The sequence below is a fragment of the Novacetimonas cocois genome (assembly GCF_003311635.1).
Lineage (GTDB): Bacteria > Pseudomonadota > Alphaproteobacteria > Acetobacterales > Acetobacteraceae > Novacetimonas > Novacetimonas cocois.
This window is the reverse complement of the sequence record NZ_QEXL01000009.1, coordinates 101,655-116,213: the sequence shown is the minus strand read 5'-3', so window position 1 is coordinate 116,213 and position 14,559 is coordinate 101,655. Positions and strand designations below refer to the sequence as shown.

8 protein-coding genes and 1 tRNA gene are annotated in these 14,559 nt (G+C 61.7%); 1 reads left to right on the top strand and 8 read right to left on the bottom strand.

Annotated features, from left to right (window positions below; translation table 11 throughout):
• Positions 1 to 86: 86 nt before the first annotated feature.
• From bcsD to NJLHNGOC_RS08220, 8 genes are all read right to left on the bottom strand, one after another.
• Entirely contained in the window at positions 87 to 557 is a 471-nt protein-coding gene (bcsD, locus tag NJLHNGOC_RS08260; protein ID WP_110526789.1) for a cellulose biosynthesis protein BcsD, read from the bottom strand.
• On the bottom strand, positions 557 to 4,453 hold the full coding sequence (locus tag NJLHNGOC_RS08255) for a cellulose synthase subunit BcsC-related outer membrane protein (RefSeq protein ID WP_113595945.1): 3,897 nt from the start codon (positions 4,451 to 4,453) through the stop codon (positions 557 to 559). The genes bcsD and NJLHNGOC_RS08255 overlap by 1 nt, the downstream gene beginning before the upstream one ends.
• Positions 4,450 to 9,111: a UDP-forming cellulose synthase catalytic subunit gene (gene bcsA, locus NJLHNGOC_RS16320; protein WP_408890703.1), complete on the bottom strand. Its 4,662-nt coding sequence runs from the start codon at positions 9,109 to 9,111 to the stop codon at positions 4,450 to 4,452. Before bcsA ends, NJLHNGOC_RS08255 begins: the two co-directional genes overlap by 4 nt.
• A 225-nt stretch (positions 9,112 to 9,336) precedes the next feature.
• Positions 9,337 to 9,822 carry a hypothetical protein gene (locus NJLHNGOC_RS15920; RefSeq protein ID WP_239021422.1) on the bottom strand — a complete coding sequence of 162 codons (486 nt, stop codon included), beginning with the start codon at positions 9,820 to 9,822 and terminating at the stop codon, positions 9,337 to 9,339.
• A 611-nt stretch (positions 9,823 to 10,433) separates the two neighbouring features.
• Entirely contained in the window at positions 10,434 to 11,513 is a 1,080-nt protein-coding gene (locus tag NJLHNGOC_RS08235) for a glycosyl hydrolase family 8 (protein WP_113595989.1), read from the bottom strand.
• 641 nt (positions 11,514 to 12,154) lie between these two features.
• Positions 12,155 to 12,631, bottom strand: coding sequence for an RrF2 family transcriptional regulator (locus tag NJLHNGOC_RS08230; RefSeq protein WP_113595943.1), 477 nt, complete (start codon positions 12,629 to 12,631; stop codon positions 12,155 to 12,157).
• Positions 12,632 to 12,930: 299 nt separating this feature from the next.
• Positions 12,931 to 13,006, bottom strand: a tRNA-Glu gene (locus NJLHNGOC_RS08225).
• Between the two features lie 98 nt (positions 13,007 to 13,104).
• Entirely contained in the window at positions 13,105 to 13,455 is a 351-nt protein-coding gene (locus NJLHNGOC_RS08220) for a hypothetical protein (protein ID WP_113595942.1), read from the bottom strand.
• A gap of 49 nt (positions 13,456 to 13,504) precedes the next feature.
• Between NJLHNGOC_RS08220 and NJLHNGOC_RS08215 the strand changes: the two genes are divergently transcribed.
• Positions 13,505 to 14,476: an RluA family pseudouridine synthase gene (locus NJLHNGOC_RS08215; RefSeq protein WP_113595988.1), complete on the top strand. Its 972-nt coding sequence runs from the start codon at positions 13,505 to 13,507 to the stop codon at positions 14,474 to 14,476.
• Positions 14,477 to 14,559: the final 83 nt, after the last annotated feature.

The following is a 14,559-nucleotide window of genomic DNA, read 5'->3' as shown; positions in this document are numbered from 1 at the left end:
CACGCAGGGGATGCCAGCCGCGGCACAACCGGAGGGCCTGCTGGGTTTCATGAAACAGCGGCGGACCAGACCGCCGTTGTCATGCCTCAGGTCGCGGAGCTGCGCACGCGCATGTACAGGATGATGGTCTGGCGCGCCACGGCGTTGATGTCTTCGGCATCGACATCACGGGTCACGACATAATCACCGAACGCACCGGCCTGCGACGTGATCCAGCGGCCATACAGCCCTTCGAGAACGGGGGCCAGCCACGTGCCCGACGGTTCGCCGGCGCTGCCGACCTGCGGCAGGTTTTCATGCACGATGCGCAGGGACTGATCCTCGGTCAGGAGTTCGAGCGTCACCGTCCCCCAGCCGATCATGGCAAGCAGACTGTTCAGCTCAATCTGCAGCTTGTCCACCGTCTGGCATGGCGGCGGCATGATGCGGGTGCCCATGCCCCGACCAACTTCACGCAGGAGTTCGTTTCTGACTTCGATCCCGACCTGATCGTCAATTTCCCACGACAGGGCCTGAAGAAACAGGGTGAAATCCGGTTTTTTCTCAAAGATTGTCATTACTGGTCCATAATAAGATAGTGAGCCGAGATCATGGCGCCGCCTTCATCCCAGTTGCCAGCTTTCTGGAAACGACCGGAAAGATCAAGACGCAGCGAACGGCTGACGCGATAACCCACCCGGCCATCAAAACCACCAACAAGACTGCCGACGTCATCGCCGGGATAGCGAGCCGATTCCAGAGAAAGGGTAGCAGTAGATACGCCTGCCATTGCATTGGCAAGGGCCTGATACAGCGGATTGGTGGGGAAGAAGGCCGAGCTGTGTTCATGGAACAGCTGATAGCCGATCGATCCCGTCACATCCCAGTCAAACAGGCCACTGTGACCCGAATAACGCACGGGCACCGTCGCGGCGAAATAGGACTGCGGCGAGAAGTAACCACCCTGTCCATAGGTATAGAAGTCCTGATTGTTCTTGTACCCGAAATAGGTCAGGTTTACGCCGACGCGTACTTCGTGCTTGCGGTTGCGGAACGCCAGTGTATTGGCGCCAAGCCCGCCCTCGACCTCGGTATTGCTCTGGACATGATGGCCGGTCTGGATGGCATAGCCACCACCACCATACAGGATCGTATTGCCCAGCGTGGCCTCGACCTGGCCATGGAAATGATTGGTGACCACGCCACCCCATTTCTTGCCCGTCAGCGCATCCGTCATCCCGCCATAGGACAGGACGCTGTTGGTGATCGAACGACGCTCGCCACTGACACGGAAGGTCACCGGCCCGACACGCGGGGCGAATTCCACACCACCAAGCACGTTGGGCAGCGTAAAGCCGAGGGGCGACGCCCCCACGTCGGCGCTGACCCAGTTATTGGAGAAGCGGACATCGGGCGCCACGCCTGCCTCGCGCCCGATGGTGTCCGTGTTGATCCGGTGCTGCGCGTTGTTGTTCTCGGCCATGGCGAACAGGTTCGTGCCAAAGCGCGGGATGTCATACCCTGTCTGCGGCAGATGCCCCGAGGTCAGGAAGGTCGGCGTGGCGGTAAAGGTCAGCGCCGAAGTCCCCGCCTGCAACGGCACGCGTCCCACGATCGGAACGGAGGCCTCGGTCAGCGCACCCATGCCGCGCGTTCCCGAACGCACGCGGAAACCCAGTCCCGCATCGACGGACGGCGCCATGTCTTCCGACAGGGTATGGATCTGCCCATTGATGGAAGACAGCATCTGGTCCGCGATTTCCGGCACGCTGCCAGCCGAGCTGTAGCCGTTTTCACCCGGAGGCGCCCCGAGCGAAAGCGCATGGCCATACGCGTCGTGACGGAACGGGTTGGAGGACGGCGGCGCGGTCGCCTGCGTTTCCTCGCTCGGCGTGGCTTCGCCGCGGCTGATCTGCAACTGCTGCAGGCGCAGTTCATAGGCGCGACGCAGGTCCGCCAGCGTCCGGTCGCCATGCCCCACGGCCCGATCGGCCACCGCCATGCCAAGCCAGCTGCGCGCGTCCATCGGCGACTGCTGCACGCCATCCTGCGCCAGCTGCATCGCCAGGTCATTCTTGCCGTCATTCGTCGCGGCCTGCACTGCGGCCTGTCGGGCATCCAGGTCCTGCGGATTATGACGCAGGACGGCCAGGTCGATTTCCAGCGCGTGCCCGTACTTGCCACGTCCGTTATACAGACGCGCAAGGGCAAGACGGGGGGACGTCGCCTGCGGATCCGCCTGAAGGGCGGGGGCAAGATGATCGTACGCCGCCGCCTGATCGCCACGCTGGTTCAGCAGATCGGACTGTGCCACGGAAATCCCCATCCGCAGCTGCATCAGCGTCTGGCGCTGTTCAGGTGCCATCGCGGCCCCCGTCGCGGTGCCGCTTCCATCGCCCAGGGGCGCAAGCAGGCGCGCGGCGGCGACCGGATTGCTGATCTTCATGTATTCGGTGGCATAGGCCAGACGCTGCTCGGTCGTAAGGTCGATGTTGCGTGTCGAGGCGATCCGGAGCGCCATATGTGCATGCAGCATGTCGCCACGCTGACGAAACAGGTCCGCCACCGCCACGCCCCGCGCGCCCGAGGGATCCGGCACGGCCAGCGCCTCGCGGATCAGGGGGGTGGGGTTGGACACCATCGAAAGCCGGCTTGCCAGATCCGCCTTGATCGCCATTTCGTCGGCGATCGTGCGAATGGCGGGGGAATATTCGTCCGGGGACAGCCCCGCCAGCAGGCGCCGCGTCAGGACATCGTTGCCATTGCCCGACGCATACAGGATCGCCGCCTGATAATCCTCAGGCGTGCGGGGATTGGTCAGCAGCGGCTGCATCACGCTGGCGGCCTCGGCACTGTCGCCCTGCTGCTGCAGGGCATTGGCCAGATTGATGCGCAGCCACGGATCATTGGGCGCACGGCTCATGGCCTGCCTCAGCAGGCTTACCTTCTGCGCGGAATCGGACGTACGCGCGGCTTCGGCCATGATGCCCGAAACCTCGATCTGCCCGACCTGTTCGCTATAGCGGCTGCCGACACGCGACAGCAGGGCATTGGCCTCGTTTTCCTGGCCTTCGCCCATCAGGACGCGTGCCAGCCCCATCAGCGCGATGGGATTGTCGCCATTGCGCGCAAGGACGGCACGGTAATTCCGCTCGGCCTCACTTGTCTGGCCCATGTTACGCTGCAGGTCGGCCAGCATGAGGGTCGCGCCCTCGCCCTGTCCCGGCTGACGGGCCAGCGACATCAGCCGCTGTTCCGCTTCCTGATTCTGTCCATTGGCGATCAGGCGGCGGACAACTCCATATTCCTCGCCCACGGCCAGACCGGCCAGCGCGGGACGCCAGTGCGCCGCGCTTTTGGGATCGGCGGCCACCGCCTCCTCAAGATAGCGATGTGCTTCTTCGTTCTGGCCCGCACGCATCGCGACCAGCCCCATGCCGCCCAGCGCGTCGGCGTCCTTGGCGTTGAGCTTCAGCGCGCTTTCAAAGGAGGCGCGCGCCGCCGACAGGCGACCGGCATTCAGGGCCTTGAACCCGTCCTGACGCGCCAGCGCACCCTTGTCGGGCGGGCCGCCAGCAGGTTCCGTCATATGGGTCCGCAGCGCCGTGTCAGACGGATGCGCATCCAGCCACTGCTGCATCAGCGGCAGGGTTTCCGGCGTGACCGGCAGCCATGACAGCGTCTGGCGATAGGATTTTTCCGCCGTCGCCGCCTCGACCGGGGCCGAACTCTTGTATTTCTCCAGCGCCTGAAGACGCTGCAGGCCCTCCATCCGGGTCGCGGGCTGGTAGGTCAGCACCTGCGCAAGGGCAAGCTGCGCGCGGAAATCGGACGGATTGGCCTTGACCAGCCGAACAAGACCATCGCGGGCGGTGCCCGCCTGTCCCGTCACACCGGCCAGGGTCTGGTAATATTCAACCGCCAGCGAAGGCGTGGGCGTGGGACCATTGAACAGATGCTGGTACGCTTCGACCGCCTGCTCGCTATGACCCGAGGCCGCCAGTGAACGGGCATGCGCCAGATCCGGCTGGGAGATCGACTGTTCATGCAGCAGGTCATTCAGCTGACCTTCATAGGTGCTGCCCGGCGCGACCTCATGCAGGCGGCGCTGCGTATCAAGGGCCGCGTCACGGTTGCCGATACGCGACTGATATTCGCCCTGTGCTTCCAGCAGTTCAATGGAATCCGGGGCCAGACGCGCGGCACTCTGCAGGGACTGGCGCGCATTGTCGTACTGCTGCTGCTGCATCCAGAACCGGGCCTGCTGGATCAGCCGTTCGACCACGGCGGCCTGACTGCTCTGACCAGTGGCGCCAACAGTCGCCGCCTGCGTCATTGCCGTATTGCTGCCGGCCGCGGTCTGCGCCGCCGCTTCCTGGGCCCGTGCGCCATGCGTCTGCAGCAACAGGCCTGTGGCACAGGTCGTTGCAAGCAGACCGGCGGACAGGGATGAAGCATATCGTTTATGGGTCACGACTTGCGCCTCTCATCCTCAAGCTGCTTGAAACGCCGCGCAGCATGCCGCGCCAGGGCCCGTGCCAGGACACTGACAATCAGAATACATCCCAACAGGCCGACAATCAGCACGCGAACCGGCCTGTTGTGCATATACCAGTCCGGCCAGAGCCAGAGCGGCAGGGTACCGATCGTATAGACCGGCGAATTACGATAGAATGACAGGTCGTCGCCGTGGGCCAGAACCAGGTCACCCTGTATCTTCGCCTCGTTCTTGCGCTGTCCCATCATCTGGATCAGGTTGTCCAGCCCTGCCCCGTCAGCCGACAGCAGCGCCACGACGGTGCGACCGGCGGTCAGGGGGCTTTCCGCCTCGATCATCGCGCCAACACCGGCGGTCAACGGGCTTTCCACTTCCGTGGGTTTGCTGTCGCGGTTGCGGAATGCGGTCAGCGGATCGTCAATCGCATTCAGCATCCTGTCCAGCGACGAGGCATGCTGCGCTGTATGCAGCCTGCCGTCCGACACGTCATAGGCGGAGCGGGCCAGCAGGGGCGAAATCTCCCCGCTGGATGCCAGGGTAGAAATGACGATCAGGTTGCGGTCGGCAACATCGCTGACATGATCTGCCGATACGATGTCCACCCCGGACACGGGATACCATGTCGCCGCCCCCATGAAGCCCATCAGGTCGAGATAGGACCCCACGACTGCCGCATTGGGATGTTCCGGCAGCACGACCGCCGTCTGGGACAGGTCGGCATAGGTCGTGAAGGGGAAGCCGACACTGGCCATGTAAGCCAGATTGGGCATCTGGGCGATGTGATGGGCGTTGGAGAAATCGATCGTGGAATCCGGGTCAATCCCCAGATGGATCGTATTCGCCTCACCCGTCTGGCAGGCCCCGCGCGTCATCGGCAGTGCATCGAAATAGAACTGCAGCTGATCCTGACCGAACACGGTCCACGGCTGCACGTCCACCTCATGCGTCTGTAGACCGCCCGCAACCGGCTTGTTCAGGCCCACATGTTCCAGCACGGTGTTGATCAGACCCTGCGGTTCATACAGGCTGAAGGAACGCAGGTAGGTGCCGTTGATGCCCACATCGAGGTGCGAGCGTTCCACTTCGGCGATCGGACCCGCTGGCGAATGGAACCGCACCTTCATCTTGTACGGACGGTTACGCCACGTATAGAGATCCGGCGGAAGGCGGAACGGAACCGACAGCACGCCCGGCGTATAGCCCGTGCCCTGCAGTTTGCTGACCTGCACCAGATCACTAAACCGCACCGGATGGTTCATCGCAATGAACGAGGGCGCGTCGTTGGGCTTGCTGGGGGTGATATCGACCGGCGCGACATCCATATGGCTGTCGGTCGGCAGGTTGCCGGTGCTGAAGCTGAGCCCCTTGCTCGCCGTGATGACCTCTTCGCGGTCACGGCCCGTCACCACCAGGATGGTGGCGTTGGCATCCGACGGATTGGGCAGTTCCAGCAGTGACGGACCATTGACCTGCGGATGACCCAGACTGGTGGGCAGTTCGTCCGCAACACCGATCAGAATGGCATTGCCGGTCTGCGGGATGGTGGATGCGACAGGGAATGTCACCCCGAGAAAGTCTGTCTGCTTGCCAAACCAGGAGGCGATGATCCCCGCGGCCTTGAGAATCTGCGGGTCATATGTCTGCGCCAGGACCATCGGGATCGTCACGCGCTGGCGCACGTTCTTGTCATAGAACGGCTGCGGCAGGCGCGACAGCTGGCGGCGGGGCGGAAGGGCGATCGTCGTGATCTGCAGCTGGGAATTTTCGGAAATCGTCGCCCACAGCAGGTTATTTGTCGCGTCGGAACATCCCTTGACCCCCGATGCGAAATTGAAGTTCAGACGATTCCCGCTCACAAAGAATATCGGATTGATATCAAATGAAACCGGACCGAACGTCGGATGCGCCGGATCCGGGCGCAGGGTACCCAGATACTGTTCGTTCAGGGTCATGGTGACGGAACTGGTTTCCGGACGCAGGCTCGGCGACATCGCGCCGGACAGGACCAGACGGGCCGAGGTCACAAGCTGGTCGGCCGGAATGCCGAACTCGATCCCCTGCAGCGGGGCAAGCCCGCGCATCGTGACAGGACCCGCCGCGCCAAGTTCCTTGAGGGTAAAGGTATGGACGGTTGCCGCGTCAGCCGTCGCATTTTCCGCATTGTCCAGCAGCGCGTCGGCACTGTCGGGGCTCAGGGGCTGGCCGGTGGGCTGACCGGGAGGAACCGGCTGGCCCGCCGCCCCGGGGGCGGTTGGCGTGGCCGGGACAATGGCGGGCAGCGGCGGAAGGTCGGAGGCCTCGGGCTGGTGCGCGGGCGCCTTTGCCGCAACAGCCTTCTGCGCGACCGGAGCGGCCTGCGCCGAGGTGGCGAACGCCAGCACCGTCACCAGGGAGACCATCTTCACCGCGCCCTTGAGAACGCGTTCCCTGCGATCGTCGCCGCCTGCGTCCTTTGCGCCGTTCGGCAAGGCAGCAGGGGAATTTCCGCCCGACGACCTGTTCGCAGGGCGGGAATTCCCGCCCTGCGAACGGAACAGCCCCCTGATGCTGAGAATCATGTCCAGCAGGCTGAGCAGCGGACGGTCAGGCTTATAATCACCCCAGTCGACCCAGGCATCGGCACGACCGAACACCAGGCGGATGACGGCGAATTCCTGCGGAAGGTTATCGATGTTCCAGATAAAGATGCCACGATCGCGGCTTGCACGGATGATCCTGGCCGGCAGGATCAGCTCCTCCCCGTCCAGCACCGTGCGGATATAGACCGGGATCGGCTGCGTGACCTTCGCGGGCCATGACATCTTTATCGCGGCACCACCCATCGACAGATCTTCCGTCACGCCGCTGGCAAGGATCGAACCGTCGGCGGTCGCGACCTCGACGGGAATGGTGGCGGGGATGCGATGGCTGTTACGCGTCTGCTGGGTTTCACGGCCAACCGCGATGGCGGCCAGGATGATGATGAGGCTGAGCGTCGCCCATGCGGAGTTGAGCAGATACGCATGCTCCGCGATCTGGTCCAGATGGCCGAAGGACAGTTCATAAATGCCACGCACCAGACCGGCGAACATGATCAAGCCAAGGATGATGTTCGGATAGACCGCGCCAAGGTCGAAATAGCTTTTGTCCAGCAACCCGCCCTTTTCCGTCACGTTGAACTTGCCGCGCTTGGGGCTGAGCAGGGTCACGATCGTCACGCGCACCAGGAACAGCGCCATCGTGGTTTCGTAAACCTCACTCCAGAACGAATAACGCCAGCCCTTGTTGATTTTCGATGCCGTGCCGACCGCGTGGAACATGTGCGGAATGGCATAGGCCAGCAGCGCAAGCGGCGAGGCCGCGATGATGTTCTGTCCAAGGAACAGGAACGCCAGCGGGGAACTGAGGAAGATGACGCGCGGCAAGGCAAACAGGAACGACGTCATGGCAGACAGGTAACAGAGTCGCTGCCCCCACGAGAGTCCCCGTCCGAACAGCGGATTGTCGATACGGAAAATCTGCAGCATGCCACGTGCCCACCGGACACGCTGGCCGATATGCAGGATCAGGCGTTCCGTCGCCAGACCACCGGCAAGCGGTATGCGCAGATAGGCCGTGGACCAGCCATGACGCTGCAGCTTGAGCGCGGTATGCGCGTCCTCGGTCACGGTCTGGGTGGCAAAGCCGCCAATCTGTTCAATCGCGGTCCGGCGCAGGACCGCGCACGAACCGCAGAAAAAGGTCGCATCCCAGAAATCGTTACCATCCTGCACCACGCCATAGAACAGGTTGCCTTCGGGTGGGGTGCGATAACCAGCCGACAGGTTCCGCTGGAACGGATCGGGGGAATAGAAATGATGCGGCGTCTGCATCAGCGCGATCTTGGGATCCTCGACCATCCAGCCCATCGTAAGCTGGAGGAAGGCGCGGGTCGGAACGTGATCGCAGTCGAAAATCAGGATGAAATCGCCATCGGTATGGTCAATCGCGTAATTCAGGTTGCCGGCCTTGGCATGATCATGCGTGGGGCGCGCGATGTAATTCGCGCCACAGGCTTCGGCAAACGCCTCGAATTCAGGACGTTCGCCATCGTCAAGGATATGGACCCGCACCTTTTCCGGCGGCCAGTCGATACCAAGCGAAGCCAGCACGGTCAGGCGGACGATGCTCAGTTCCTCGTTGTAGGTCGGCACGAAGATATCGACGGTCGGCCATTCATCGATATTCGCCGGCAGTGGCAGCGGCGCGCGATGAAGGGGGGAAATCGTCTGGAAATAACTTAGGAACAGCATCATCAGGGCATACAGTTCCGCCAGGAGCAGCGCCGTCCCCAAAAATCCCTGCAACCAAGTATCGAACGAAAGCGTTTCCGTCAGACGCCACGTCAGGTAACGCAGCGACACCAGTCCTGACAGCACTTCGAGGAAGATCTGTGATCGACGGCTGGGCTTATGACCGACAATGAAAAAGATCACGACACATACAAATGCCACAATCAGCTGCTGTTCTGGCGGCAGGGTCACGGACGTGGCCGCAATCAGCGCACACAGGCCAAAAACACCAACAATCAGTCCGATACCCCGAATGGAAAGGATTTTTGTCATCCACCGGGACAAGCCTGACTCTGACTGCGTTGACGACCGAACCTCTGGCATAAACAACTCGTCCGAAATGCTGTAAAAACAGAAAGATACGTCAAAAACTTCTCCCCGACCGGATCAATCGGACCGGGGTAAAGCAGGCCCGCCCGGACAATACGGATATTGCCAGAGCCAAAGACAGAACGGATCGTCGAGCCGTTACCGGAAAACCCCGGATCCCCCCATCCTGCCCCTGACCGGCAGCACGCGGGAACCCGGCGATCTCCGGGTTAGATAACCTCAGGAATTCTCTTCGTTATTCTCGCGACGACGCAGCAGGGCATCGCGCAGGGAAGGCCGTGGGTTGAGAAATTCGGTCGCGCGACCACCAAGCGTCAGGAACACTTCCGTCATCGTGGGCGATCCGTCCGTGGATGCCGGCGGGTTGGAAGCCTGGGAATTCGTATCTGTCTTGGTCATTCTGGTCACCCTGGAAACATTGGAACGAACTGATCGCGTGGACGCCACGGGGAAGAATTTTTTCTCATCACGGTTTTCCCGCATTCCCTGAAAGAAAAAGCTGAGATCGCCGGGACGCGGACGCTCCCGTGGATTGAGACGTGCTTTTGGAACAGGACTCCATTCCTCTGCAATCGCCTTTTCCACAGGCTGACCATTTTCTGATGGTGCCGCTGCGGCCGCAGGCCTGCCTGCCGGTCGCGACACGGAAGATCCCGTATCCGGTTTCTGAACCGGAGCAGCGGGGCGGGAAAAAGGCTGAACCATACGGGTCGGCGCCACCGGCTGCGTCGGCGCGGGGGCTGATGGCGCAGGAGATGGCGGCGAAACGGGTTCTGGCGCGGATGCGGACGGCGTCGCTGCCTGCGGCACCTCGGGCGAAACTGCCGCTTCCGAAGGAGCGGGCTGCGACGGTTCTTCCGGCGCGGACTCAGGCTCTGGCGCCTCTGCCTGAACCGGAGTGGATTCGGGCACCGGGGCAGCCACTTCCTCGGGCACCGGAGCGGGAGCAAGCTCCGCCTCAGGAGTCGGCGGAGACACAGCTTCCGGTTCCGGCGGTGGCGGTGGCGGTGGCGGTGGCGGCGCTTCCTGCACAACCGGGACATGCACAACCGGAGCCGTCACGACAGGCCGGGATTCGACCACAGGTTCGGGCGGGGGCGCGGGAACATAATGCTCCTCGACCGCCTCTTCATGCGCCATCCGGTCAAGCGCCTGCTCAACCGTCTTGGGGGTATCCGTTATTTCCAGGGAACGATCGACAAACGGGCGGTAGGAGAACCCTTTTCCCTGAACGCCAAAAGAACGCAGAACCCGCTGGAAATCCTGCGGACTTCCACTTTTCCCCCCTCCGGTCAGACCATCAGACTCAGATGCACTCACTTTGTAGTCTCCTCTGCCCGCGCAATATAAACGAGCAGCGTCAACGCTGCGGAATAATAATCGGGCGCATGATCCAGTGTCGGCAGTTCACCGGCGGAATCAAGTCCCGTGCATTCAGCAACCGCAAGATATCCGGGGGGCGCGTTATAGGGCGAACGCGCGCCTGTGGTCAGATCGACCCATCCAGGCAGGGCATTCGCCCCGAAATGATTCCAGAACAGGGCAAAATCCGCCTGCACCTGCGGCGCCAGCATATGGCCCCAGTAAAGATACAGCGGCACCCGAATCGCATCGTAGGAGAAGCGCGGCGGCCAGCCCGACGCGATCGACAGTGCCCCGCTCTGCCGGTTTACCGACAGCCAGTCGGGCGGCAGGCGCCATTGCCCGAAACGCCCAGCCGAAATCAGACGAAGTCCGTCCTCAATCACGGTGCGCCACTTCGTATCGCCCGTCAGGTCGAACGCCTGCAGAAGCGAGGGCATCACATAATAGGAAAGGTTGAGGGTAACGGTGTCTTTCCTGACGAACCCGTTCGCGCCGGGCAGCAGAACCACGTAAGGCCCCGCCTTCATCGTCATCAGCTTGAGGACATCGGTATAGATGTCCGTCGCATCCTGAATAAAATCGGGACGATTGAACAGGTGCCCCGCCCGCCCAAGGGCCAGGGCGATCAGCAGGTCGCCATCCGTCGCATTGTTCTTGTCCGGCACCGGCGGCTGATGATTGCTGAGGTAACGCCAGGAAAACAGCTTGTCCGTGCTGTGCTGCAGATGGGCGCGCGCCCATGTCCAGATCGCCTCGAACGTCGGCAGGTCACCAGCCGATACGGCGAACAGCATGCCATAGCCCTGCCCCTCGCTATGGGATTCCCCGCCATTTCCGGTGTCAATGATACGGCCATCCGGACGAAAATACTTGCTGCGGAAGATGCTCCACTGCTGCTTTACGGCATCGGACGTACCCGCGAAAGCCGTGGATGAAAGCATCTGCGCACCCCCCATTGCCGCCATGACCGACATAAAGGAACGCCGCCCCACCCCGAACCCGGCCGGAGAATTGTTTTCTTTAGTCATCATGGAAATCAACTGCATCAGATCTTACATATCCCGAAAGACAAACATTCAAACAAAACAACCCCGGAACGGACCTTCACCCCCGCAACGCGATGACGGCTTACGGTCGCGGTTTCTGGTCCATTAGGCCCTCAAAAAAAACCGACACGACGTGAACTGTTTTCCTTACCGCACCCCCATACCAGGATTTACTTGGAAATATGGCCTCTGTCGTATCCCGATCATAATCATCGCCCTGCCCTTGGCAAACAATGGCGAAGGCCCTGCCACAATACGACCTCGATGAAGTTGTAATTTTATCACAAGCTCCAACTTCAGGATTCCACCAGTTCGCCAGAACCCGCACCGGGCACCGCCCCTTGCCAGAGCAGGCCGTGCCTGAACAAAACAGACAGCGCCCATCCGAAAGCTTAAGTCGGCGTAATAATATTCTTACGTTCGGATGAAATTGAAAACCCGAAAGATATTTAAAATTTCAATCCGGATTGATTCAGATCAATGACTCTTCCCCGCCCCCTGAACGACGGTCTAAAATTCGGTATTGTATTTACATCTTTAGCCGTCATGAGTGCCGGTCACAGCCACGGCCATGGCAAAAAAAAACAAGAAAAACGCTGATATGAAAGCGCGTGACCAGCGTGGCGTCAGGGCGCGCGCCCGCTGATCGCCACGTCATCAGGAATGAACAGCCGCCGCATCATGTCATCACGCGCCGACATCCTGAGAATATCCGATAGCGTCCAGTTGTCCAGCACTTCCATGAACGCATCAAGGGCGGTCCCCAGCACGAAATAGAACTGGCAGAAACCGCTGAGCACGCAGTCCTCGTTCTCACGCCCCGTGCGCATGCACGTGACCAGCTGCCGCTCCTCTTCCGTCAGGCGCACCACGTCGCCAATCCGGATCCCGTCGGCAGGCTGTCCCAGTTCGATCCCGCCCCCGCGACCGCGCACGGTCCGTATCAGACCGGCGCGTCCCAGCTTGTGGACAACCTTGACCATATGGGTTTCTGATACCCTGTTGGCCCGCGCCACCTCCCGTATGGAGACGCGCGTATCAGGACGCAGCGCAAGATATAGCAGCACCCTGAGGGCATAATCAGTATGCAAGGTCAAACGCATCTAATCTGTTCGCATCTTCCGAAATGAACGCAGGATATCAGCATTGCGGCAAATGTAGCCTATCCTACCCATGAGGCGTAAAAAGCGATAATATTCCACAATACTTGAACAAAAGCCCCTGTCGTATTTTAATATAAGACATATTTTATATATCTATATATGTTCGTATGCGACTGGTCCGGGGCCCCATACGCAGGCCAGCATCGCCATGATGCGCATCAATTCATGCACACATGCCAGATGTCGGATATGGGGTCAGGGAATATCGACGGCAGCGCACCATGTTCACACAGTGTCGCTGGCGTCCCGTACGGGATTCGAACCCGTGTTGCCGCCGTGAGAGGGCGGCGTCCTAGGCCTCTAGACGAACGGGACATGGCCGAAAGCGCTTCTAGAGGATTGCGGTGCCCGACACAAGCAGACGAATCCTCAAAAAGCTGCCCGACCTCATTTTTCTTTCGTGCCTGACGGATTTACGGGGAAACCTGCATCCGTCCGGCAATGCGGTTATGGACGAGATCCCACAGGATGACCCTGTCCGCGCCGCCGCCCGTCAACGCCACCGCCAGCAGCGCATCGCCCTGACGCGCCAGCGAAACGATATGGGTGCCTGCCGGTTCATCAAGCACCAGCCGCCCCACATCCGCCGCGGGCAGCATCTGCGCGACAGCGGGCGCCGCCCCTGCCGCCGCGTCCGTGGCGGAGTCGCGGGGATGGGAAATCCGGTGCACCAACACCCCCACCAGCACCAGCGATCCCACCGCCAGCAGAACCCCCATGCCGATCACCGCCGCCAGCAACGCGCGCGATCCCTGTTTTTCCATAGTGTGCTTTCCGTTTCCGAACGCGGTTTTTTCCATTATTGGACGCCTCATGACCCAAGACATCCAGCCTGAACCCGTCATTGCCACCGACAGGGATGCAGGGCAACGCACCGACCGCTTCATGGCCGACGCGATCGGCACCCTGTCGCGTTCGCGCATCAAATCCCTGATGGAGGGCGGACATCTCCTGTGCGATGGACTCGTGCTGCGCGAACCTGCCGAACCGGTCCGCGCAGGCATGCGCTATGAACTGCGCGTGCCGGCCGCGGCGCCCGCAACACCGCAGGGGCAGGACATCGCGCTGGATATCCTGTTCGAGGACAGCGACCTCATCGTCATCGACAAGCCGGCGGGACTGGTGGTGCATCCGGCCCCCGGGAACGAGGACGGGACGCTGGTCAACGCGCTTCTGGGGCATTGCGGCGACAGCCTGACCGGCATCGGGGGGGAACGTCGCCCGGGCATCGTGCATCGCCTGGACAAGGACACGTCCGGCGTCATGGTCGCGGCCAAGACGGAACTCGCCCATAAGGCACTGTCGGAGGCATTTGCCAACCGCGATATCGAACGTGCCTATCAGGCGATCTGCTGGGGAATCCTGTCGCCCGCCACGGGATCATTCGATGGCGCCATCGGGCGCGACCGGCGTGACCGCAAGCGAATGGCCGTCATCAGCAATGGCGGCGGCAAGCACGCGCTGACACATTACCGCACGCTCAGGACGTTCCACGGCGGGCTGAGCCATGTCGAATGCAAGCTCGCCACCGGGCGCACCCACCAGATCAGGGTGCATTTCGCCCATGCGGGACACGCGCTGGTGGGGGACCCGACCTACCTGCGCCGCATTCCCGCCGCCGCGCGGGGACTGCCGGCGGATGCGCGCCATGCGGCACTGGATTTCGCGCGCCAGGCCCTGCATGCACAGCGCCTTGGCTTCGTGCATCCACGAACCGGCGCGCGCCTTCTGTTCGAAACCCCGCTGCCCCCTGATTTCCAAGACCTGCTTGCTGCGATTGGCTGATATTAAGGCGGTTTAATGCGCGTTTCCTTGACGTAAACGGGAATGGACAGTATCGCTTGGATCTGTTCGCCAGGGCCGACGCC

Bases quoted from the DNA above. Each gene is read 5' to 3' on its own strand.
- bcsD (WP_110526789.1), bottom strand. From the start codon at position 557: ATGACAATCTTTGAGAAAAAACCGGATTTCACCCTGTTTCTTCAGGCC.
- bcsA (WP_408890703.1), bottom strand. From the start codon at position 9,111: ATGCCAGAGGTTCGGTCGTCAACGCAGTCAGAGTCAGGCTTGTCCCGG.
- NJLHNGOC_RS15920 (WP_239021422.1), bottom strand. From the start codon at position 9,822: ATGGTTCAGCCTTTTTCCCGCCCCGCTGCTCCGGTTCAGAAACCGGAT.
- NJLHNGOC_RS08235 (WP_113595989.1), bottom strand. From the start codon at position 11,513: ATGATGACTAAAGAAAACAATTCTCCGGCCGGGTTCGGGGTGGGGCGG.
- NJLHNGOC_RS08230 (WP_113595943.1), bottom strand. From the start codon at position 12,631: ATGCGTTTGACCTTGCATACTGATTATGCCCTCAGGGTGCTGCTATAT.
- NJLHNGOC_RS08220 (WP_113595942.1), bottom strand. From the start codon at position 13,455: ATGGAAAAACAGGGATCGCGCGCGTTGCTGGCGGCGGTGATCGGCATG.
- NJLHNGOC_RS08215 (WP_113595988.1), top strand. From the start codon at position 13,505: ATGACCCAAGACATCCAGCCTGAACCCGTCATTGCCACCGACAGGGAT.